Below are 19,444 nucleotides of genomic sequence, written 5' to 3'. Positions count from 1 at the left end.
CAGCTAATCATCGCCGCGCCCGAGGCCAAGCCGCCCCGGCCGATTGACCCGGCCCCGCCCCCGCTTTACCTCTCGGCCGTCCGTGACGGAGGAACCCCTGACATGAGCCTTGCCAACGGCCGCCATTACCTTGCCATCCCCGGCCCCTCGGTCATGCCCGACCGCGTGCTGCAGGCGATGCACCGCCCCGCGCCGAACATCTACACCGGCGAGCTGGTCGACCTGACGGCAAGCCTCGTGCCCGACCTCAAGGCCATCGCCCGCACCCGGCACCATGTCGCCATGTACATCGCCAACGGCCACGGCGTGTGGGAGGCGGCGCTGGCCAACACGCTCAGCCGCGGCGACCGCATCCTGATCCTCGGCACCGGGCGCTTCTGCCTCGGCTGGGGCGAGATGGCGGCGGCGATGGGCGTGGATTGCCAGATCATCGACTTCGGCCAGCGCAGCGACATCGACATGGCCCGCGTCGCCGAGGCGCTGGCCGCCGACACCGACCACCGGATCAAGGCGGTGATGGCGGTGCAGGTCGACACCTCGACCAGCGTCAAGAACGACATCGCGGCCCTGCGCGCCACGCTGGACGCCGCGGGGCACCCCGCGCTCCTGTTCTCGGACAACATCGCCTGCCTCGCCTGCGACGAGTTCCACATGGACGACTGGGGCGTCGACGTGATGGTCACGGGCAGCCAGAAGGGCCTGATGACGCCCCCCGGCATGGGCTTCGTCTTCTTCAACGACAAGGCCGACCGGGCGCGCGAGACCGCGAACCTCGTGACCTCCTACTGGGACTGGCGGCCTCGGGCGAACCCCGAGGAATACTACCGCTACTTCAACGGCACCGCGCCGACCCACCACCTCTATGGCCTGCGCACCGCGCTCGACATGATCCTGAAGGAGGAAGGGCTGGAGGCCGTCTGGCACCGCCACGCCGTCCTCGCCCGCGCGGTCTGGGCCGCGCTGGAGGTCTGGGGGCAGGCGGGCCCGGTGCGGCCCAACATCGCCGACCGCGCCAAGCGCAGCCACGCGGTGACCACGGTGAACTTCGGCAACGGCAACGGCCAGCGCCTGCGCGACTGGATGACGGCAAACGCCGGCGTCACGCTGGGCATCCCGCTGGGCGAGATCGCGGGCCCGAACGGGCGCAAGGAGGATTTCCTGCGCATCGGCCACATGGGCCACGTCAACGCGCACATGGTGCTGGGCGTTCTGGCCTCGCTGCAGGCCGGCATGGCCGCGCTGCAGATCCCGCACGGGCCCACCGGCCTGGAAGCCGCGGTGAACGTGATCGCCGAGGGCTGACGCCGCTATCGGCGGAAGGCGCGGGCGAGGTCGTCCTCGCGCGCCTTCCGCGCCTCGGCGGCCTGCGCGTCGCCCTGCCGCTCGCACAGCCGCAGCAGCCCGTGGGTCAGCATCGCCGCGGCCATGACGCCCACCGGGCCGGTCCAGACCCAGAGCACGAACAGGGCAAAGACCGTCAGGGCCAGCGCCAGGATGTAGAGGAAACGGAAGGCTGTCATGGCGCGGCCCGGCAGTGTTGCTGTCGCCGGACCAGCTAGCGCCATTTTGTCGCAGGGGAAGGGCCGCGCCTCAGTATCCGTTCCGCGCCAGCCAGTCGCGCATCCAGGCGATCTCGGCCTCCTGCGCGGCGATGATCGCCTCGGCCAGCGCCCGCACCTCGGGGTCGTCGCCGTGCTCCAGCACCACCCGCGCCATCGCCACCGCGCCCTCGTGGTGGGGGATCATCCCGCGGATGAAATCGGCGTCGGCGTCGCCGGTGTAGTCGATCGCCATCGACAGGTGCATCGCGTCGTTCACGGCGCGAAAGGCGGCCTCGGCGGGGCCGGCGGCGGCCGCCCCATGGGCGCCGTGGGCGGAATGGTCGGTCTGGGCCGGCCCGGGCAGGGCATGGCCGAGGAAGATCGCGGCGGTCAGGACGGCGGCAGGCAACAGGCGGCGCATCGGGGGGCTCCGTTTGGGTCAATGGCGGATCGCTGCAGCCTTCCAGCTACGGGAATGCAAGTCACGACGCCGTGACGGCCTCCTCCAGCGCGCGCGGCAGGGCGGCGGCGAAGGCGTCGAGGTCGGCGGGCGTGCCGGCCGACACCCGGATGCAGCGGTCCTGCGGCGGGGTGAAGGGCATCCGCACGAAGATGCCCTGCCGCACGAGGCTGGCCAGCACGGCGCGGGCGAAGGTGCCGTCGCGGCCGCAGTCGATGGTCACGAAGTTCGTGGCCGACGGCAGGGGCGTCAGGCCGTTCTCGGTGGCGATCTGCCCGATGCGGGCGCGCGCCTCGGCGATGCGGGCCACGGTCGCGCGCAGGTGGTCCTGGTCGGCCAGCGCGGCCATGGCGCCCGCCTGCGCGATGCGTCCAAGGCCGAAGTGGTTGCGGATCTTGTTGAAGCTGGTGACGAACTCGGGCGCGGCCAGCGCATAGCCCACGCGCAGCCCCGCCAGCCCGTAAGCCTTGGAAAAGGTGCGGAACCGGATCACGCGCGGGTGCGTGACGTCCAGCGCCGGAATGGCGCCGTCGGGCGCGGTGTCGGCATAGGCCTCGTCCAGCGCCAGCACACAGCCCTCGGGCAGCGCGTCGATCATCGCCTGCACGGTGGCCGCGTCGTGCCAGCTGCCCATCGGGTTGTCGGGGTTGGCGAAGTAGATGAGCCGGGCGTCGACGGCGCGGGCGCGGTCGATCAGCGCCTCGGGATCCTCGCGGTCGCCGGCATAGGGCACCTTGTGCAGCGCACCGCCGAAGCCCGCGACGTGGTAGTTGAAGGTCGGATAGGCCCCATCCGACGTGACCACCGCATCGCCCGGCGCGATCAGGAGGCGCACGAGGTAGCCCAGCAGCCCGTCGATCCCCTCGCCCACCACCACGTTGCCGGCCGTCACCCCGTGATGGGCGGCCAGCGCCTGGCGCAGCTCCCACACCTCGGGGTCGCCGTACATCCACGCCTCGGCCGCGGCCTGCGCCATCGCGGCGACGGCGCGGGGCGACGGGCCGAACACGCTTTCGTTCGCCCCCAGCCGCGCGGTGAAGGCGGCGCCGCGGGCGCGCTCCTGCGTCTCGGGGCCGACGAAGGGCACCGTGGCGGGCAGGGTCTGGACGAGGGCGGTGTAGCGGGGCGTGGTCATGGCGCAGGTGATGGGGCGAAATCCGCCCGCAGGCAAGGGGCCAGCGGGGGCCGGCGGGTGCATCTGACGCATTGCGAGGGGGCGGCGCACATTGGTAGGAAAACCTGACCAATTCCGGCGAGCCTTGGGGAAGGGAGCCCGCACCATGCCCGTGATCACCGAGATCGAGGACCTCAAGCGCCTCTACAAGCGCCGCGTCCCCAAGATGTTCTACGACTATGCGGAAACCGGCAGCTGGACGGAACAGACCTTCCGCGAGAATTCCTCGGACTTCGACGACATCCGCCTGCGCCAGCGCATCGCGGTGGACATGGCCGGGCGGTCGACGAAAACGACCATGGTGGGCCAGGAGGTGGCGATGCCCGTGGCGCTGGCCCCCGTGGGCCTGTGCGGGATGCAGGCCGCCGACGGCGAGATCAAGGCGGCGCGGGCGGCCGAGAAGTTCGGCGTGCCCTTCACCCTGTCCACCATGTCGATCTGTTCCATCGAGGACGTGGCAAGCCACACCAAGGCGCCGTTCTGGTTCCAGGTCTACACGCTCAAGGACGACGAGTTCATGAAGCGCCTGTTTGCCCGGGCGAAGGACGCGAAATGCTCGGCGCTGGTCATCACCGTCGACCTGCAGATCATGGGCCAGCGCCACAAGGACCTGAAGAACGGCCTCTCGGCCCCGCCCAAGTTCACGCTGGCCTCCATGCTGAACCTCGCCACCAAGGTGCCGTGGGGGCTGGAGATGCTGCAGACCAAGCGGCGGTTCTTCGGCAACATCGTGGGCCATGCCAAGGGCGTGACCGACCCGTCTTCGCTGTCGAGCTGGACGGCGGAGGCCTTCGACCCGTCGCTGGACTGGGAGCGCATCAAGCAGTTCCGCAGCTGGTGGGACGGACCCGTCATCCTCAAAGGGATCCTCGACGAGGAGGACGCGAAGAAGGCGCTCGACGTGGGCGCCGACGCCATCGTGGTGTCGAACCACGGCGGCCGGCAGCTGGACGGCGCTCTGTCCTCCATCCGCATGCTGCCGCGGATCATGGACGCGGTCGGCGACAAGATCGAGGTGCATCTCGACAGCGGCATCCGCTCGGGGCAGGACGTGCTCAAGGCGCTGGCCTTGGGCGCGCGGGGCACGATGATCGGGCGGGCCTTCGTCTACGGCCTCGGCGCGATGGGCGAGGCCGGCGTGACCCGCGCCCTGCAGGTGATCCACAAGGAGCTCGACACCACCATGGCGCTCTGCGGCGAGCGGGATGTGGCGAACCTCGGGCGGCACAACCTGCTCCTGCCCGCGGATTTCACGACGCGCTGGACCTGACGGGGCGGAAAACTGCAGTTTTCCGACCGGCAAAACTGCAGTTTTGCCACCCCGTTTTCCTGCAGGAAAACGCCTCGCCCTCGCCCGGCCGCCGGGCTAGGGTGCGCGCCATGACCGCCCCCGCGCTTGCCTTTTCCGACGACCAGGCCCAGGCCCACGACCGCATCGCCGAGGCGCTGCGCGAGATCGGCGTCGACATCGACGACGAAAGCCTCAGCCCCGCCGCCGAAGGCCAGGGAAGAGTCATGGCCGTGGTCGGCAAGGCGGGTTCCGGCAAGACACTGCTGCTGGCGGAACTCGTCCGCGCCCTGCAGGGCGCCGGCGTCGACGTCATCTCCGGCGACTGGGAAGGCCGCCGCCGCAAGGACCGCCGTACCGTCGCCGTCCTCGCCCCGACCAACAAGGCCGCCAGCGTCCTGCGCCAGCGCGGCGTGCCCGCGACCACGATCCACCGCATCCTCTACACCCCCGTCTACGACCCGCAGTTCGAAAAGGTCGCCGAATGGCTGGCGGGCCAGGGCGAACGCCCGGTGATCGAGGCCCTGACCGACGCCGCCATGGACCGCGCGAAGCAGGTCTACGACGCCACGAAATCCGTGCCCGCGGCGCTGGCCTCCGCGGGCCTGCGCGGCTCGGACTTCATCACCGGGTGGAAACGGCGCGAGGACCCGCTCGACATCGGCCTCGTCGACGAGTCCTCCATGCTCGACGACCGCCAGTTCGAGGACCTGTCCGAGATCTTCCCCTTCCTCCTGCTGTTCGGCGACCCCGCGCAGCTGGCCCCGGTGAACCAGTCGGGCCAGATGGTGTTCGACAAGATCAAGGGCCGCAACCGCCTCGACCTCGCCCGCATCCACCGGCAGGACGCCGACAACCCCATCCTCGACCTCGCCCACGCGCTGGGCGACCCCGACCTGTCCTTCGAGCGCTTCGAGCGCATGATCGAGGACGCCGCCCGCCGCGACCCGCGGGTCGAGATCGCGCCGCGCGCCGACAGCGACCTGATGGCGCGCAGCCCCGTGCTGGTCTGGCGCAACGCCACCCGCATCCGCCTGATCACCGCCTTCCGCGCCGCCCATGGCGCGCCCGAGGATCAACTGATCCCCGGTGAGCCCCTGATCTGCGACGGCATCGAACTGCCCCTGAAACACCGCAAGCGCCGGATCGACCTCGAGGCGCGCGGCCTGATCAAGGGCGCGCCGGTGATCTACCTCGGCCCCGGATCCAAGCCCGGCTTTTCCCGCCTGCACGTGATCGGCGCCGAAAGCCCCCGCTTTTCCGCCGCCTCCATCGTCAAGATCGAGAAGCCCGACGAGGAGGAGCCCTTCATCCCCTACGCCGCCCGCATGGGCGCGGCCTTCCTGCACGGCGCGGCGGTGACGATCCACAAGGCGCAAGGCAGCCAGTGGCCCGAGGTGCAGGTCTTCGCCCCCGACCTCTACGCCGCCGCCCGCGCCGGCCGGACCGAGGCGGGCCAGGCGCTGTGGAAACGGCTGGCCTATGTCGCCATCACCCGCGCCGAGGAAAAACTGATCTGGGTGACCCGCTACGCGCTGTCGCGGCCGAAACGCCCGCTCGGCATCGACGACCTGCCGGCCCCCGCGGCCGCCCTGACGCTGGAAGGAGACGAGGCATGACCCGCACCATGATCGTGACCGGCGCCAGCTCCGGCATCGGCGCCGCCGTCGCCCACGAGATGCTGGCCGCCGGCTGGACCGTGGGCCTCGCCGCCCGCCGCGCCGACCTGCTGCAGGCGATGGCCGCGCCTTACGGCAACCGCGCCATCCCGCTCCCCCTCGACGTGACCGACGCCGACGCCGTGCAGGTCGCCTTCCACGACTTCGCCGAGGCCACCGGCCGGCTCGACGCGCTGTTCAACAACGCGGGCGTCTTCACCCCCACGGCCCCCCTCGACGAGATCGCGGTCGAGGACTGGCGCCGCGCGGTCGAGGTGAACCTGACCGGCATGTTCCTCTGCGCGCGCATGGCCTTCCGCATCATGCGGCGGCAGGACCCGCAGGGCGGGCGCATCCTGAACAACGGCTCGATCTCGGCCCACGCCCCCCGCGCGGGCGCGGCCCCCTACACGGCCACGAAGCACGCCATCACCGGGCTCACGAAACAGATCGCGCTCGACGGGCGCCCCTACGACATCGCCTGCGGCCAGATCGACATCGGCAACGCGGAAACCGACCTCCTGCGCGACGCCGCCGCCCAGGCGATGGCGCGCGGCGACGCGCCCCCCGAGGTGATGGACGTGGCCGACGTCGCCCGCGCCGTCCGCCTGATGGCCGACCTGCCGCCCTCGGCCAACATCCTGTTCCAGACCATCATGGCGACCAAGATGCCCTACGTCGGCCGCGGCTGACCCCCCTCATCTTTGCTTTCCAAATACTCCGGGGGGAGGCGCCCGGAACGGGCGACGGGGGGCAGAGCCCCCCGGCAACGCCCCCCTCAGCTCCGGATGTACCGGAACAGCGCCGAGGCCGCCCAGCCCGCCGCCGCCGCGATGACCAGCGACAGGAGCCCGTAGACCAGCGGCCGCTCCTGCGCGAGCGTGTAGATCGCCCGCTCGATCCCGACCTTGCGCACCGGGATCGACTGCTCGAACAGGTCCACCACCTCGCCGTCCCGGGTCAGGAAGATCCGGGTCAGGTAATCCCCCTCGGTCAGGGCGGCGGGCAGATGCACGGCGGTGTCGAACAGCGTCTCCTCGCGGAACCGCACCGCCCCCTCGTTCAGCTGGTAGGCGCCGCCCTCGGTGCGGATGCGCACCAGCGCCTCGGTAAAGCTCTCCTGGTCGATCAGGCCGGTGCCCACGGCCCGGATCGCCCGCGGGACCGACACCCGGTGCCGCAGGTCCTCGGTCTGGGTCAGCACCGCCTCGAGCGGCCCGGTGGTCGAGACCGCGTAGAAGGTCGGTGCCAGGTCGATCTCGGACAGGTCGGTGTTCACCCAGATGCCGAAGCGGCGGTCCTTGCGGCGCACGGTGACCGGGCGGCTGGGGCCCTGCACGGTGATGATCACCTCCATCGGCGCCGCGCCGGGCGGCGGGGCGTCGCGGCGCACGGCGCCGAAGATCAGGATCTCCGAGCCCTCGAAATTCGCGGTGATCGAGATCGCCTCCTGGCTCAGACCCGCGACCACCGTCTCCGATCCGGCCGGGGCGCCGAGGCCCAGCACGGCGACGAGCAGCGCGAGGAGCCGCCCCCTCACCGCCCCGCCCTCGCCTCGGCGATGGAATAGAGCTCGGCGGGCTCCAGCACCAGGTCCAGCGCCAGCCGCCCGCAGACCAGCAGCACCATCAGCGCCAGCAGGATGCGCAGGTTCTCGGCCTTCATCTTGACCCCGATCCGGGTGCCCACCTGCGCCCCGATCACGCCGCCGAGGATCAGCAGCAGCGCCAGGATCATGTCGACCGAGTAGTTCGTCGTCGCGTGCATCACGGTCGCCGCCCCGGTGACGAAGATGATCTGGAACAGCGAGGTGCCCACCACCACCTTGGTCGGCATCCCCAGCAGGTAGATCATCGCCGGCACCATCACGAAGCCGCCGCCCACCCCCATGATCGCCGCCAGCAGCCCGACGAAGGCCCCCACCAGCAGCGGCGGGATCACCGAGATGTAGAGGCCCGAGGTCCGGAACCGCATCTTGAAGGGCAGCATCTGCAGCCAGCCCCGCGCCTTGCGCGGCCCGGGCTGCGGCGCGCCGGGCCGGCGCGCGCGGCGGGCGGCGCGCAGGCTCTCGACCAGCATCAGCGCGCCGATCACGCCCAGGAACACGACGTAGCACAGCTGCACCAGCAGATCGACCTGCCCCAGCCGCGCCAGCGCCGCAAAGACCTGCACGCCAACCGCCGTGCCGACGAGACCGCCCGCAAGCAGCACGCTGCCCATCTTCAGGTCGACGGTCTTGCGCTTGAGATGCGCCAGCACGCCGGACACCGACGAGGCGACGATCTGGTTGGTCGAGGTCGCCACCGCCACCGCGGGCGGGATGCCGACGAAGAACAGCAAGGGCGTGATCAGGAAGCCGCCGCCGACGCCGAACATTCCCGACAGGATGCCGACCAGCCCGCCCAGCCCGAGCAGCATCAGCGCGTTCACGCTGACCTCGGCGATGGGCAGGTAGACTTGCATGGGGGCGCGCCAATTTCCCGGACTGGCCCAGCATTAGCGCGCTGCGGGGCGCATGGCCAGCGGCCACGGACCCCGCCCGGCTGCGACGGATCGGAACAGCCGGGCGGGGAGCGGGATCAGATGACGACGACGTCCAGCGGGGGGAAGCCGTTGAAGCCGACCGACGAGTAGGACGAGGTGTAGGCGCCGCAGTTGCGGATCAGCACCCGGTCGCCCGACTTGAGCGCCATGGGCAGCGCCACCGGGCGCTTTTCATAGAGCACGTCGGCGCTGTCGCAGGACGGGCCCGCGAGGATGCAGGGGCCGGTCGCCTCGCCGTCGTGGGGCGTGACGAACTGGTAGCGGATCGCCTCGTCCATGGTCTCGGCCAGGCCCGAGAACTTGCCGATGTCGAGGTAGACCCAGCGGTGCAGGTCGTCCTCGGACTTGCGCGCCACCAGCAGCACCTCGGCGGCGATCATGCCGGCCTCGGCGACCATGCCGCGGCCGGGCTCGGCCATGATGCGGATGCCCTCGGGGAAACGCTGCGCCACCTGCGCCATCACCGCGCCGGCATAGGCCGTCGGGTGCGGGATCGCCTCGCCGTAGAAGGCCGGGAAGCCGCCGCCGATGTTCAGCAGGTCGAGCGCGAAGCCCGCCTCCTCGGCGGCCTGCCACACGGCGGCCACCTGGTCGAGCGTGGCACCCCACATCGCCGGGTCGCGGGTCTGCGAGCCCACGTGGAAGCTGAGGCCCGCCGGGCGCAGGCCGAGGTCGCGCGCCTGCGCCATCAGGCGCAGCGCGGTGTCGCGGGTGGTGCCGAACTTGCGCGTCAGCGGCCAGTCGGCGCCCGAGGCCTCGACCAGCAGGCGGATGTAGACCTCGGCGCCGGGGGCGTGCGCGGCGATCTTCTCGATCTCCTCCGACGCGTCGGCGGCGAACAGGGTGATGCCCGCGCGGTGCGCGAAGGCGATGTCGGACACGCGCTTGACGGTGTTGCCGAAGGAAATCGTGTCGGGGTGCGCGCCGAGGCCGAGGCACAGCTCGATCTCCCCGCGGGAGGCGGCGTCGAAGTGCGAGCCGAGCGCGATCAGGCGGTCGATGATCTCGGGCGCGGGGTTTGCCTTGACCGCGTAGTGGATCGCCGCCGGGCCGAGGCCGGTGGCCAGGGCGCGGTACTGGGTCTCGACCCGGTCGAGGTCGATCACGAGCGTCGGACGCTCGAACTGGTGCGCGGCGATGAAGCCCTCGAGACGAGCGGACGGAACGGCAAAGGAGGCCGAGAAATCGGCGTACGTAGCGGTCATGGTCATCTCCGAAAGACCGGGGGCGAGAAGGCCCCACAAAGTTCCAAGGGAGACGTTACCGTCGCTACGTAACTGCGATGGTTAGGCCGGTGACCCGGATTACCACCCGTGACAGAGGCGCGTGCGTTGGCGTCTTGCGGGGCGATATGAGGCCAGTGCCGATCTGAAGCAAGAGGTTTTTTTCGCAGGGCCGGTGTTTTTTTTCTTGTGCGCCTGACGTGGCGGCAGCCCTGTGGACAAGTGCCGGGCGACGCACCCCCGGCACACCCGGATCATGTCACGAAAACAATGGCTTGTCCCGTGCGCGCTACCGCCCGCGCATCGCCGCGCCCGGCCCCTCCGGCACAGGCCCCGCGGGCTGTGGCAGGTCGCCCGGCGCGGGGTCGGGGCGCTTGCCCCCGAACCAGGGACGGCCCGGACCCTCGGGGCCGTACCAGTCCTCGTTCCGGGTCAGGATCATGGTCAGCGCCAGCGCCACGAAGGCCAGCGTCGAACCCGCCAGCAGCGCGTAATCGGCCGAGCGCAGGATCAGGTAGAGCACCCCGTAGGTCACCGCCAGCATGATGCCGAGCACCAGGCTGCGCCGCCCGAGCTTCAACCCGACCCAGCCGAACAGCGTGAGCAGCGCCGTCGTCGCCCCGGCCGACAGGGCATAGGCGGGGCCGAAGCCGATCTGCTCGGCGTAGGACACCATCAGCAGGACGAAGACCGACTGCGCCAACCCGATCAGGATGTACTGCACCGGGTGGGTGGGCCGCCCCGCCCGCCCCTCGATCAGCAGCACGGTCAGGAAGGTCAGCGCGATAAACAGGATGCCGTAGCGCGCGGCGCGGAACGCCTGCTGGTAGAAGTCGTTGGGCTGGAAGAACCGCACCCCGAAGGCCGAGCCCTGCCGCGCGATGCCGTCGTAATCCTCGCGCGCGGCCTGCGGCAGCGGGCGGGCGAGATGCGGGATCGTCCAGGTCGCGGTGAACCCCTGCTCCGTCACCTCCGAGCGGTCGGGCAGGAAGGCACCGTCGAAGCTCGGGTGCGGCCAGTCGCTCTGCATGGTGACGGTGGTGCTGCGCCCCATCGGGGTGGCCCGCAGCTCGGCCGCGCCGTTGAAGCCCAGCGTCAGGGCGTAGTCCGTGGCCGCGCGGGGGTCGCCGAGGCGGGCGGTGACGCCGGCGATGCCGTCGGCACGCGGTTCCAGCGGCACCGGGCGGCCGTCGAGCGTCAGAATGGTCTCGCCCCGGAGCGCGCGGTTCTCCGAGACCGTGACGCGCAGGGTGGCGGCGTCCCAGAGCAGGCGCTCGCCGTCGGACAGAAGCGCGGCGGCCGCCTCCGGGTCGAAACCGAACCGCGCCTCGGCGGTGCCGGTGTAGACCGGCACGTCGAAGATGCCGCGGCTGCGGATCTCGGTCGTGGTGGCGATGTCGAGGGTGAAATCCTCGGGCAGCAGGTGGACAGGCTGGCGCGGCCGCGTCTCGGTGCGGGTCCGGGTCTCCTGCCGGGTCTCGCCGGTGGCGGGGTCGATCACGGGGACCAGTTCGGAGATGGTCACCGGGCCCTCCACCGGGATGATCAGGACCGGGCCGGACAGCAGCTGGCTGCCGCCCCATTCGAAGCCCACCTCGCTGACGGCCCGGCGGCTGAACTCGGCCCGGTCGTCGATCACCGCCGAGACGAAGAACAGCGGGATGAACATCAGGAGGGCGAGGAGCCCCACGATCAGGAAACGGGTGCCGGTGGCGCGCATGGGCTAGGTCCTCGGAGTCGTGGCCGGCACAGGGTCGGCGCTGGGGTGCCCCGGGGCAAGGCGGGGAAACCGGAAGCGACCGGCCGGATCAGAGCGAGGCCGGGCGCCACGCGCGCTTGCACTCCTTGGGCGGCAGGCCGTCCTGCGAATAGGCCTCGACCCCGCAGGCCGCGCAGGTGAAGCGTGCCATGGGCACGCCGTGGCGCCGCCGGTCGAGATACCACCGGCAGGACCGCCGCGCCCGTGCAGGCGCCGCGAGGCGGCGGGCGGCGCGCCGGGCGAGACCCGCCCAGAACAACAACCCCAGGCCGATCGCGACCAGCACCGCGAGGGCCACCGGGTCGAGCGCATCCCCCGCCGGGGCGGACGGAACAGGGCGGTCCGGCGGGGTGAGGAATCGGATCGGGCTGTCGTTGTCCATGCCGCGCGATTAGCCGTGGCGTTGGGCGGCAAAAGGGCCGGCGGATGGCGTGATTCAGACCGCCTCACCCGCCGTCCGGCCCGAGAAGATGCAGCCGCCGAGGAAGGTGCCTTCGAGGGCGTTGTAGCCGTGGTGCCCGCCGCCGCCGAACCCCGCGGCCTCACCCGCGGCATGGAGGCCGGGCAGCGGCCGGCCGTCGGGGCGCAGGACGCGGGCGGACAGGTCGGTGTGCAGCCCGCCCAGCGACTTGCGGGTCAGGATGTTGAGGCGGACGGCGATGAGGGGGCCGTGGGCGGGGTCGAGCAGGCGATGGGGCTTCGCGGTGCGGATCAGCCGGTCGCCAAGGTAGTGGCGGGCGGCGTGGATGGCGGTGACCTGCGGGTCGGGCGGGCCGCCGAGGACGGCGGCGTCGCGGGCCTCGACCTGCTGGCGGATCCGGCCCGCGTCGAGCGGGGCCTCGGGCGTGATCCGGCTCATGCCGGCGACGAGGGTGTCGAGGTCGGTCGCCACGACGAAATCCTCGCCCTTCGCCTTGAACGCCTCCACCGCCCGCGTCGCCCCCTTGCCCAGCCGTTCGCGCAGCACCGCCAGCCAGCGGCCCGAGGTGAGGTCGGGGTTCTGTTCCGACCCCGACAGCGCGAATTCCTTCTCGATGATGGATTGCGTCAGGAGGAACCAGCTGTGGGCGTGGCCGGTGGACAGGATGCGCCGAAGCGTGCCCAGCGTGTCGAAGCCGGGGAAACAGGGCGGCTCCAGCCGCTCGCCGGTGGCGTCGAGCCAGAGCGACGATGGGCCGGGCAGGATGCGGATGCCGTGGTTGGGCCAGATCGGATCCCAGTTCCTCAGGCCCTCGCAATAGTGCCACATCCGGTCGCGGTTGATGACCTGCGCGCCGGCGGCCTCGGCCGTGCCGAGCATCGCGCCGTCGACATAGGCCGGCACGCCCGAGACCATGCGGGCTGGGGGCGGCCCAAGGCGATCCACCGGCCAGGCGGCGCGGACCAGCGCGTGATTGCCGCCGATGCCGCCCGAGGCGATCACCACGGCCTCGGCCTTGGCAATGAAATGGCCGGTGACGGTGCGGTTGGTCGCCGCCCCGATGGGTGCGGCGTCGTCCGCCAGGATGTCGCCCTCCACCCCCGTGACCGCGCCCGCCTCGACAATCAGCGCCGTGACACGGCGGCGGAAGGCCAGCGTGATCCGCGGGTGGCCGGTGACGCGGGCGGCGTAGGGCTTCACCACGCCCGTGCCGGTGCCCCAGGTGATGTGGAAGCGCGGGACGGAATTGCCGTGGCCCTGCGGGGCATAGCGGCGCTCGGCCCAGCCGACGACCGGGAACCAGCGCATCCCGAGGCCGTGCAGGTAGGACCGCATCGGCCCGGCGGCGAAGTCGAGGTAGGCCTCGGCCCAGGCGCGCGGGTTGGCGTCCTCCGGCCGGTCGAACTGCGCCGACCCCATCCAGTCGCGGGCGGCAAGGTCGCGGCTGTCGGCGATGCGCAGCCGGCGCTGTTCCGGCGTGTCGACCATGAACAGGCCACCGAGGCTCCACCACGCCTGCCCGCCGATGGATTGCGGCCCCTCCTGGTCGAGGAGCAGGACGCGGCGGCCCCGCTCGGCCGCGTGCCAGGCCACGACGAGGCCCGCGAGCCCCGCGCCGATCACGATGACATCCGCCCTGTCCATGCGCGCCTCTCCCCGCGGCAAGGCTAGCAGGCCCCCTGCCCCCCTGTCAGCCGGGACGCGGCGTCAGGCCGTCCGTGCACAGGATCGGTGCGGCGGCGGGGGGAGACAGGCGGCGCGGGTTTGCTCATCCTGCCGACCAAAGGAGACCCCGACCATGACCCAAGCCTACACCGCCCCGCCCGGCACCCGCATCGGCCATGTCCACCTGAAGGTCGCCGACCTGGAACGATCCATCGCCTTTTACCGCGACGTGATCGGACTGGAGGTCACACAGCGCTACGGGGCGCAGGCGGCGTTCCTGTCGGCGGGGGGTTATCACCACCACCTCGGGCTCAACACCTGGGAAAGCCTGGGCGGCCCGCGCCCGCCGCGCAATGCCGTGGGCCTGTATCACACCGCGTTCCTCTACCCCGACCGTACGGCCCTGGCGCGGGCCTTCCGGCGGGTGATCGAGGCGGGGGTGGAGATCGAGGGCGCGGCCGATCACGGCGTCTCCGAGGCGATCTATTTCAGCGACCCGGACGGGAACGGCATCGAGCTTTACCGCGACCGGGCCGAGGCGGACTGGCCGCGCGATGCGAAAGGCCAGTTGCAGATGGTGAACGCACGCCTCGACCTCGACGGACTGCTGGCCCTTGCCGCCACGTAAGGTGCGCAGCCGCACACAGTTAGCGATCACAAGGGAATTGACTTGCGCAATCGCGCAGGGCAAAAGACGCGCTCGACCTGAGATCACCGATCAAGGGAGCACCCCATGACGACGAAAACCGACCAGCGGGCCCCGCGCCCGACCGGCCGCGGTATCTCCGGCCAGACCGCACCCGGCCTGGGGCGCCTGCGCCCCGACCATGCCGCCCAGCACGGGCGCGCGACCGCCCATGCCGCCGCCGCCCGGGGCCCCGCCCCGCGCCGCATGCCCCGCAGCGGGGCCTCGATGGACTACCAGCAGGGCTTCTTCTCTGGACCTGCCGGCTGATCTACCCTTAGGCTCTCCCCCGTTTCGGAGCGGGGGAGAGACCGGATGGCCGTCGGCACCAACATCAAGACCTACGTCAACGGCGCGTGGCATGACGGCAACCAGCCGATCATGGCGGCGGCCGATCACGGCGCGTGGCTGGGCACGACCGTGTTCGACGGCGCGCGCTACGTCGACGGCATGGCGCCCGACCTTCTGGCCCATTGCGAGCGGGTGGTGCGTTCTGCCCGCGCGCTGATGCTGCACCCCGGCCTGACAGGCCAGCAGATCTTCGAGATCGCGTGGGAGGGGCTGAAGCGCTACCCCAAGGCAACGCCGGTCTATGTGCGCCCGATGTTCTGGGGCATCGACGGCGGCGCCTACGGCATCCTGCCCGCCGAGACCGTGGCGGGGTTCTGCATCTGCCTGGAGGAAGTGCCGATGGCCGCGCCCGACGCCGCGGTGCGGGTGACAACGACGCAGTTCCACCGCCCCGTCCTGACGGACAACGTGTGCAACGCCAAGGCCGGCTGCCTCTACCCCAACAACGCGCGGATGCTGGCCGAGGCGAAGGCGAAAGGCTTCGACAACGCGCTGGTGACGGATGCCTTGGGCAACCTGGCCGAATCCGCCACCGCCAACGTGTTCCTGGTGCGCGACGGGGTGGTGTTCACGCCGATCCCGAACGGCACCTTCCTGAACGGCATCACCCGGCAGCGCCACATGGCCAACCTGCGCGCGGACGGGGTCGAGGTGGTGGAAACCGTGCTGTCCTTCCATGACGTGCGGCAGGCCGACGAGGTGTTCCTGTCGGGCAACCTGAACAAGGTCACGCCGGTCAAGGAATTCGACGGCACCCACTACCAGCACGGGCCGGTCACGAAACGGGTGCGGGAGATGTACTGGGACTGGGCGGCGAGCGCGGCCTGAAGAATTCCGCCCCGGCTGTCGAAACAGGGGCGGGACGGGGCTCTTTCGGTCAGGCGCCGCGCGGTGCGGTGCCGGACCTGACCGGGAGAGACCCAGATGACGACCAGACAGACGCTCCTCGCGCTCGCGCTCCTCGCAGCGCAGCCCATGCCCGCCGCCGCCGAGTTCGCCGGGGCGGAGGCGATCCGCGACCTCAACGGCACCTTCCGCTCCGCCGCGCCCGAGCCGTGGTACGGCGGTTTCGGCACCCGCGAGTTCGTCTTTGCGGACGGGCAGTGGCAGCTGACCTTCACCCATGCCCTCGACCCGGCCATGACGCTGCGGACCTTCCAGTTCCGCACCGGCGGCCGCTACGAGGTGGGCGCGCCGGTGGCCGCGGTGCCGGGCACCTTCGAGGGGAATTTCGAGGAGGCGTGGAAGCATGTCACGCTGCTCACGCCCGACGCGGGGATCGCCGCGGCGATGGGCATGGCCGACTGCGGGCTGACGGTGAACCTGGAAACCGACATCTCGGCGACGGGCTGCGCCGGCTGGGCGCCGGTCGAGGTCTGCGGCTGGGACCACGACCTGATCGCGCTGGACGAGACCGGCGTGCATTTCGGCGTCCGCCCCGCCGACAACGACCTCTGCACCCCCGACCGGCGGCCCGCGGCGCTGTTGCCGGCCGTGCCGGCGTTCCGGTGAGGGAGGGACAGGCGATGCAATTCATCTTGATGAACTACACCCGCCCCTCGGAACACGCGACCGCCGCGGCGGTGGCCGAGGCGGCCGAGGGTGCGCTCTGGGGCGCCTACACCCGGTCGCTGGTCGAGGCCGGCGTGCTGGTCGGCGGCGAGGCGCTGCACCCCGCGCCGACGGCCACGACGCTGCGGCTGGAAGGCGGCCGGGCGGTGGTACGCGACGGGCCCTTCGCCGACACGGCCGAGCAGCTGGGCGGCTTCTACGTGATCGAGGTGCCCGACCTCGACACCGCGCTCGGCTGGGCGGCGCGGAACCCCGCGGCGGCCGGCGGCGCGGTGGAGGTGCGGCCCGTGGTGACGCGCGGGTGACGGAGCCGGGGCGCGTGCCTCCCGCCGCGCGCGCCCCGACCCCATGGACAGCCCTGCCCCGAGACGCCATGCTGGCGGCCCGGAGGACAGGACCCGATGCGCAAGTTCCTCGTCGTGCTCGACGACACCCGCGAATGCCTGAACGCGATGCGCTTTGCCGCGATGCGCGCCGCCCACACGCAGGGTGGCGTCGAGATCCTGTCGGTGATCCCGCCCGACGAGTTCAACCACTGGATCGGCGTCGCCGAGGTGATGCGCACCGAGGCGCGGGAACGGATCGAGGCGCATTTCAACGTCTTCGCCAAGTGGATGCGCGACCGGCAGGGGGTGGACCCCTCGCTGGTGATCCGCGAGGGCGAGCCGGTGACCGAGATCCTGGCGCATATCCGCGCGACGCCCGAGATCGGCGTCCTGGTGCTGGGCGCTGGGTCGGGCAAGGGCGGGCCGGGGCCGCTGGTCACGGCGATGGTCAAGCAGGCGGGCAGCCTGCCGGTGCCGATCACCATCGTGCCGGTGGAACTGTCCAAGGAACAGCTGGAACAGATCACCTGAGGCGCCGATGCCGATGCCCTGGACCTTCCGCCACGGGGACCGCGAATGGCGGCGGTTCCTCGGCGACATCCGCGAGGTCATGGGCACGCCGTCGGACAACGTGGCCTACACCACCGCCGAGGGCGCCTTTCGCGCCTTCCGCGCGCGCCTGACCGTGGCCGAGGTGGCGCGCTTCGCCCAGATCCTGCCGGCGATGCCGCGGGCCCTGTTCCTCGAAGGCTGGGAGCCCGCGCCGCCGCGGCCCTGGGCGGATGCGACGATCTACCTGGCCGAGATCCAGGCGCTCAGGGCGGACCACAACTTCGCCACCGACCGCGCGCGGGAGGCGGTGGCGGTCGCGCTCAACCGGGCGGTGGGGCCCGAGCGGCTGGCCCGCGCGCTCGACGGGATCGGGCCCGGGGCGCGGGCCTTCTGGGCGGTGGAGGGGTATTCGGCGGCGGAGCTGGCGGCGCACGGGTTCTGAGGCAGAGTTTAGAACCGTTCCAAATCTTGACTCTGCGGGCGCGCCACCGCATATCTGACGAAACCGATAAGGAATGCCCCCATGTTCATCCAGACCGAATCCACGCCGAACCCGGCCACGCTCAAGTTCCTGCCCGGCCTGACCGTGCTGGAGATGGGCACGGCGGATTTCCCGAATGCGGACGCGGCGCAGAAATCGCCGCTGGCGACCCGCATCTTCGCGGTCGAGGGCGTGTCGGGCGTGTTCTTCGGCACCGATTTCGTGACCGTGACCAAGGCCGAGGCGGTGGCCTGGGAGCACATCAAGCCCGCGATCCTCGGCGCGATCATGGAGCATTTCCAGTCCGGCGCGCCGGTGATGGAGGGCGAGGGCGGCGGCACCGGCGGCCATGCCGAGCATAGCGGCGAGGACGCCGAGATCGTCGGCCAGATCAAGACCCTGCTCGACACCCGCGTGCGCCCCGCCGTGGCGCAGGATGGCGGCGACATCACCTTCCACGGCTTCGACCGCGGCGTCGTGTACCTGCACATGCAGGGCGCCTGCGCGGGCTGCCCGTCGTCGACCCTGACCCTGAAGATGGGGATCGAGAACCTGCTGCGGCACTACATCCCCGAGGTTCTCGAGGTGCGCCCTGTCAACGTCTGAGCCCCTCATCCTGGCCTTCGACACATCGGCCGCGCACTGCGCGGCCGCTTTGCTGTCGGGCGACCGGGTGCTGGCCCGCGCCGAGGAGGCGATGGCCAAGGGGCAGGCGGAACGGCTGATGCCGCTCGTCGCCGAGGTGATGGCGGCAGCGGGCAAGGCCCTGTCCGATCTCGACGCGATCGGGGTGGGGACGGGGCCTGGGAACTTCACCGGCATCCGGATTTCCGTGGCGGCGGCGCGGGGGCTGGCGCTGGCGCTGGGGGTGCCGGCGGTGGGGGTGACGCGGCTGGAGGCCATGGCGCTGGACCAGCCCCGGCCGCTGCTGGCCTGTGTCGCGGCGCCGCGCGACCAGCTCTACCTGCAGCGCTTCGGCGCGGGCGTCGCGCGGGGGCCCGAGATGGCCGCGCTCGACCGTCTCGACGGCTGGGCGCTGACCGGCCTGACCGTCACCGGCGACCGCGCCGACGAGGTCGCCGCGCGCCTCGGCGCCGCGGTGACCGAGGAGGCGCCGCGCGCCGTCGCCATCGCCCGCCACGCCGCGACGCGCTGGCGGGACCCCGCCCTGCCCCGCCCCGCGCCGCTCTACCTGCGCCCCGCCGATGCCGCGCCGTCGAGCGCCGTGCCGCCGGCCATCCTGCCCGCATGACGCCCGCCCGCATGGCCGAGATCCACGCCGCGGCCTTCGCGGGCCGCGGGCAGGTCTGGCCAGAGGCCGAGATCGCCGCCCTGATGTCCCGCCCCGTGATCGCCGCCGTGACCGAGGGCGCGGCGGGCTTTGCGCTGGTGCAGATCCTGCCGCCCGAGGCCGAGATCCTGACCCTGGCGGTGGACCCCGCGCTTCAGGGCCGGGGCCACGGCACGCGGCTCGTGCGCGCCATCCTCGACCGGGCCGCGGCGGCGGGGGCCGAGCAGGTGTTCCTCGAGGTCGCGGCCGACAACGCCCCGGCGCTGGCGCTCTATGCGCGGGCGGGTTTCGGCCGGATCGGGCTGCGCCGGGGCTACTACGCAAGGCCCGGCGCGGCCCCGGTCGACGCCCTGACGCTTGCCTGCCGCACGGGCGCGGAAAAAACCGGCAAGCCCTTCAAAAGCTGACCTTGCGGCAAGGGCCGGAGGCCTTCGCCCCCGCAGAATCCGGTTG

23 protein-coding genes are annotated in these 19,444 nt (G+C 71.6%); 14 read left to right on the top strand and 9 right to left on the bottom strand.

Annotated features, from left to right (window positions below; translation table 11 throughout):
- Positions 1-102 precede the first annotated feature (102 nt).
- Positions 103-1,302, top strand: a complete 1,200-nt coding sequence (locus tag HCU73_RS02085) for a pyridoxal-phosphate-dependent aminotransferase family protein (RefSeq protein WP_168621736.1) — start codon at positions 103-105, stop codon at positions 1,300-1,302.
- A 5-nt stretch (positions 1,303-1,307) separates the two neighbouring features.
- On the opposite strand, the gene HCU73_RS02080 is transcribed toward HCU73_RS02085, so the two are convergent.
- The 3 genes from HCU73_RS02080 to HCU73_RS02070 all read right to left on the bottom strand — a co-directional run bounded on the left by HCU73_RS02080 (position 1,308) and on the right by HCU73_RS02070 (position 3,136).
- Positions 1,308-1,520 (bottom strand): hypothetical protein, encoded by a 213-nt coding sequence (locus HCU73_RS02080; RefSeq protein ID WP_168621735.1) that lies wholly within the window; start codon positions 1,518-1,520, stop codon positions 1,308-1,310.
- Between the two features lie 70 nt (positions 1,521-1,590).
- Entirely contained in the window at positions 1,591-1,962 is a 372-nt protein-coding gene (gene copM, locus HCU73_RS02075) for a CopM family metallochaperone (RefSeq protein ID WP_168621734.1), read from the bottom strand.
- Between the two features lie 61 nt (positions 1,963-2,023).
- Positions 2,024-3,136, bottom strand: coding sequence for a pyridoxal phosphate-dependent aminotransferase (locus tag HCU73_RS02070; RefSeq protein ID WP_168621733.1), 1,113 nt, complete (start codon positions 3,134-3,136; stop codon positions 2,024-2,026).
- A 145-nt stretch (positions 3,137-3,281) separates the two neighbouring features.
- Here HCU73_RS02070 and HCU73_RS02065 point away from each other — a divergent pair, with 145 nt between their 5' ends.
- From HCU73_RS02065 to HCU73_RS02055, 3 genes are all read left to right on the top strand, one after another.
- On the top strand, positions 3,282-4,445 hold the full coding sequence (locus tag HCU73_RS02065) for an alpha-hydroxy acid oxidase (RefSeq protein ID WP_168621732.1): 1,164 nt from the start codon (positions 3,282-3,284) through the stop codon (positions 4,443-4,445).
- Between the two features lie 110 nt (positions 4,446-4,555).
- Positions 4,556-6,082: an ATP-dependent DNA helicase gene (locus tag HCU73_RS02060; protein ID WP_168621731.1), complete on the top strand. Its 1,527-nt coding sequence runs from the start codon at positions 4,556-4,558 to the stop codon at positions 6,080-6,082.
- Positions 6,079-6,813, top strand: coding sequence for an SDR family oxidoreductase (locus HCU73_RS02055; protein WP_168621730.1), 735 nt, complete (start codon positions 6,079-6,081; stop codon positions 6,811-6,813). The genes HCU73_RS02060 and HCU73_RS02055 overlap by 4 nt, the downstream gene beginning before the upstream one ends.
- 86 nt (positions 6,814-6,899) lie before the next feature.
- On the opposite strand, the gene HCU73_RS02050 is transcribed toward HCU73_RS02055, so the two are convergent.
- The 6 genes from HCU73_RS02050 to HCU73_RS02025 all read right to left on the bottom strand — a co-directional run bounded on the left by HCU73_RS02050 (position 6,900) and on the right by HCU73_RS02025 (position 13,712).
- On the bottom strand, positions 6,900-7,661 hold the full coding sequence (locus HCU73_RS02050; RefSeq protein ID WP_168621729.1) for a TIGR02186 family protein: 762 nt from the start codon (positions 7,659-7,661) through the stop codon (positions 6,900-6,902).
- Positions 7,658-8,584 (bottom strand): sulfite exporter TauE/SafE family protein, encoded by a 927-nt coding sequence (locus HCU73_RS02045; protein WP_168621728.1) that lies wholly within the window; start codon positions 8,582-8,584, stop codon positions 7,658-7,660. The genes HCU73_RS02050 and HCU73_RS02045 overlap by 4 nt, the downstream gene beginning before the upstream one ends.
- 116 nt (positions 8,585-8,700) lie before the next feature.
- Positions 8,701-9,870, bottom strand: coding sequence for a type III PLP-dependent enzyme (locus tag HCU73_RS02040; protein WP_168621727.1), 1,170 nt, complete (start codon positions 9,868-9,870; stop codon positions 8,701-8,703).
- 307 nt (positions 9,871-10,177) lie between these two features.
- The gene (gene creD, locus HCU73_RS02035; RefSeq protein ID WP_168621726.1) at positions 10,178-11,608 is read right to left on the bottom strand and encodes a cell envelope integrity protein CreD; all 1,431 of its coding nucleotides are present in this window, start codon (positions 11,606-11,608) and stop codon (positions 10,178-10,180) included.
- An 88-nt stretch (positions 11,609-11,696) separates the two neighbouring features.
- Positions 11,697-12,029, bottom strand: coding sequence for a hypothetical protein (locus HCU73_RS02030; protein WP_168621725.1), 333 nt, complete (start codon positions 12,027-12,029; stop codon positions 11,697-11,699).
- Between the two features lie 54 nt (positions 12,030-12,083).
- Positions 12,084-13,712, bottom strand: a complete 1,629-nt coding sequence (locus tag HCU73_RS02025; RefSeq protein ID WP_168621724.1) for an FAD-binding dehydrogenase — start codon at positions 13,710-13,712, stop codon at positions 12,084-12,086.
- A 154-nt stretch (positions 13,713-13,866) separates the two neighbouring features.
- Between HCU73_RS02025 and HCU73_RS02020 the strand changes: the two genes are divergently transcribed.
- The 10 genes from HCU73_RS02020 (at position 13,867) to HCU73_RS01975 (ending at position 19,398) form a co-directional block, all read left to right on the top strand.
- Positions 13,867-14,361, top strand: a complete 495-nt coding sequence (locus tag HCU73_RS02020) for a VOC family protein (RefSeq protein WP_168621723.1) — start codon at positions 13,867-13,869, stop codon at positions 14,359-14,361.
- 105 nt (positions 14,362-14,466) lie between these two features.
- Positions 14,467-14,688, top strand: coding sequence for a hypothetical protein (locus HCU73_RS02015; protein WP_168621722.1), 222 nt, complete (start codon positions 14,467-14,469; stop codon positions 14,686-14,688).
- A 45-nt stretch (positions 14,689-14,733) separates the two neighbouring features.
- Positions 14,734-15,597 (top strand): branched-chain amino acid aminotransferase, encoded by an 864-nt coding sequence (locus HCU73_RS02010; protein ID WP_168621721.1) that lies wholly within the window; start codon positions 14,734-14,736, stop codon positions 15,595-15,597.
- 96 nt (positions 15,598-15,693) lie between these two features.
- On the top strand, positions 15,694-16,281 hold the full coding sequence (locus HCU73_RS02005; RefSeq protein WP_168621720.1) for a hypothetical protein: 588 nt from the start codon (positions 15,694-15,696) through the stop codon (positions 16,279-16,281).
- Positions 16,282-16,295: 14 nt separating this feature from the next.
- On the top strand, positions 16,296-16,646 hold the full coding sequence (locus tag HCU73_RS02000; protein ID WP_168621719.1) for a YciI family protein: 351 nt from the start codon (positions 16,296-16,298) through the stop codon (positions 16,644-16,646).
- 96 nt (positions 16,647-16,742) lie between these two features.
- Complete coding sequence (locus HCU73_RS01995; protein WP_168621718.1) at positions 16,743-17,198, top strand: universal stress protein; 456 nt, start codon at positions 16,743-16,745, stop codon at positions 17,196-17,198.
- Positions 17,199-17,205: 7 nt separating this feature from the next.
- On the top strand, positions 17,206-17,661 hold the full coding sequence (locus tag HCU73_RS01990; RefSeq protein ID WP_168621717.1) for a DUF2267 domain-containing protein: 456 nt from the start codon (positions 17,206-17,208) through the stop codon (positions 17,659-17,661).
- 81 nt (positions 17,662-17,742) lie between these two features.
- Positions 17,743-18,306 carry a NifU family protein gene (locus HCU73_RS01985; protein WP_168621716.1) on the top strand — a complete coding sequence of 188 codons (564 nt, stop codon included), beginning with the start codon at positions 17,743-17,745 and terminating at the stop codon, positions 18,304-18,306.
- Entirely contained in the window at positions 18,293-18,952 is a 660-nt protein-coding gene (gene tsaB / locus HCU73_RS01980) for a tRNA (adenosine(37)-N6)-threonylcarbamoyltransferase complex dimerization subunit type 1 TsaB (RefSeq protein ID WP_168622343.1), read from the top strand. Before HCU73_RS01985 ends, tsaB begins: the two co-directional genes overlap by 14 nt.
- Positions 18,949-19,398 (top strand): GNAT family N-acetyltransferase, encoded by a 450-nt coding sequence (locus HCU73_RS01975; RefSeq protein WP_168621715.1) that lies wholly within the window; start codon positions 18,949-18,951, stop codon positions 19,396-19,398. The genes tsaB and HCU73_RS01975 overlap by 4 nt, the downstream gene beginning before the upstream one ends.
- The last annotated feature ends 46 nt before the right edge of the window (positions 19,399-19,444 follow it).

Source organism: Roseicyclus persicicus (assembly GCF_012395815.1).
Taxonomy (GTDB): domain Bacteria; phylum Pseudomonadota; class Alphaproteobacteria; order Rhodobacterales; family Rhodobacteraceae; genus Roseicyclus; species Roseicyclus persicicus.
This window is presented reverse-complemented; position numbering and strand designations above follow the sequence as displayed.

Excerpts from the sequence above, each read along its gene's own strand:
- HCU73_RS02085 (WP_168621736.1), top strand. The coding sequence starts at position 103 with ATGAGCCTTGCCAACGGCCGCCATTACCTTGCCATCCCCGGCCCCTCG.
- HCU73_RS02080 (WP_168621735.1), bottom strand. The coding sequence starts at position 1,520 with ATGACAGCCTTCCGTTTCCTCTACATCCTGGCGCTGGCCCTGACGGTC.
- copM (WP_168621734.1), bottom strand. The coding sequence starts at position 1,962 with ATGCGCCGCCTGTTGCCTGCCGCCGTCCTGACCGCCGCGATCTTCCTC.
- HCU73_RS02070 (WP_168621733.1), bottom strand. The coding sequence starts at position 3,136 with ATGACCACGCCCCGCTACACCGCCCTCGTCCAGACCCTGCCCGCCACG.
- HCU73_RS02065 (WP_168621732.1), top strand. The coding sequence starts at position 3,282 with ATGCCCGTGATCACCGAGATCGAGGACCTCAAGCGCCTCTACAAGCGC.
- HCU73_RS02060 (WP_168621731.1), top strand. The coding sequence starts at position 4,556 with ATGACCGCCCCCGCGCTTGCCTTTTCCGACGACCAGGCCCAGGCCCAC.
- HCU73_RS02055 (WP_168621730.1), top strand. The coding sequence starts at position 6,079 with ATGACCCGCACCATGATCGTGACCGGCGCCAGCTCCGGCATCGGCGCC.
- HCU73_RS02045 (WP_168621728.1), bottom strand. The coding sequence starts at position 8,584 with ATGCAAGTCTACCTGCCCATCGCCGAGGTCAGCGTGAACGCGCTGATG.
- HCU73_RS02040 (WP_168621727.1), bottom strand. The coding sequence starts at position 9,870 with ATGACCGCTACGTACGCCGATTTCTCGGCCTCCTTTGCCGTTCCGTCC.
- creD (WP_168621726.1), bottom strand. The coding sequence starts at position 11,608 with ATGCGCGCCACCGGCACCCGTTTCCTGATCGTGGGGCTCCTCGCCCTC.
- HCU73_RS02030 (WP_168621725.1), bottom strand. The coding sequence starts at position 12,029 with ATGGACAACGACAGCCCGATCCGATTCCTCACCCCGCCGGACCGCCCT.
- HCU73_RS02025 (WP_168621724.1), bottom strand. The coding sequence starts at position 13,712 with ATGGACAGGGCGGATGTCATCGTGATCGGCGCGGGGCTCGCGGGCCTC.
- HCU73_RS02020 (WP_168621723.1), top strand. The coding sequence starts at position 13,867 with ATGACCCAAGCCTACACCGCCCCGCCCGGCACCCGCATCGGCCATGTC.
- HCU73_RS02015 (WP_168621722.1), top strand. The coding sequence starts at position 14,467 with ATGACGACGAAAACCGACCAGCGGGCCCCGCGCCCGACCGGCCGCGGT.
- HCU73_RS02010 (WP_168621721.1), top strand. The coding sequence starts at position 14,734 with ATGGCCGTCGGCACCAACATCAAGACCTACGTCAACGGCGCGTGGCAT.
- HCU73_RS02005 (WP_168621720.1), top strand. The coding sequence starts at position 15,694 with ATGACGACCAGACAGACGCTCCTCGCGCTCGCGCTCCTCGCAGCGCAG.
- HCU73_RS02000 (WP_168621719.1), top strand. The coding sequence starts at position 16,296 with ATGCAATTCATCTTGATGAACTACACCCGCCCCTCGGAACACGCGACC.
- HCU73_RS01995 (WP_168621718.1), top strand. The coding sequence starts at position 16,743 with ATGCGCAAGTTCCTCGTCGTGCTCGACGACACCCGCGAATGCCTGAAC.
- HCU73_RS01990 (WP_168621717.1), top strand. The coding sequence starts at position 17,206 with ATGCCGATGCCCTGGACCTTCCGCCACGGGGACCGCGAATGGCGGCGG.
- HCU73_RS01985 (WP_168621716.1), top strand. The coding sequence starts at position 17,743 with ATGTTCATCCAGACCGAATCCACGCCGAACCCGGCCACGCTCAAGTTC.
- HCU73_RS01975 (WP_168621715.1), top strand. The coding sequence starts at position 18,949 with ATGACGCCCGCCCGCATGGCCGAGATCCACGCCGCGGCCTTCGCGGGC.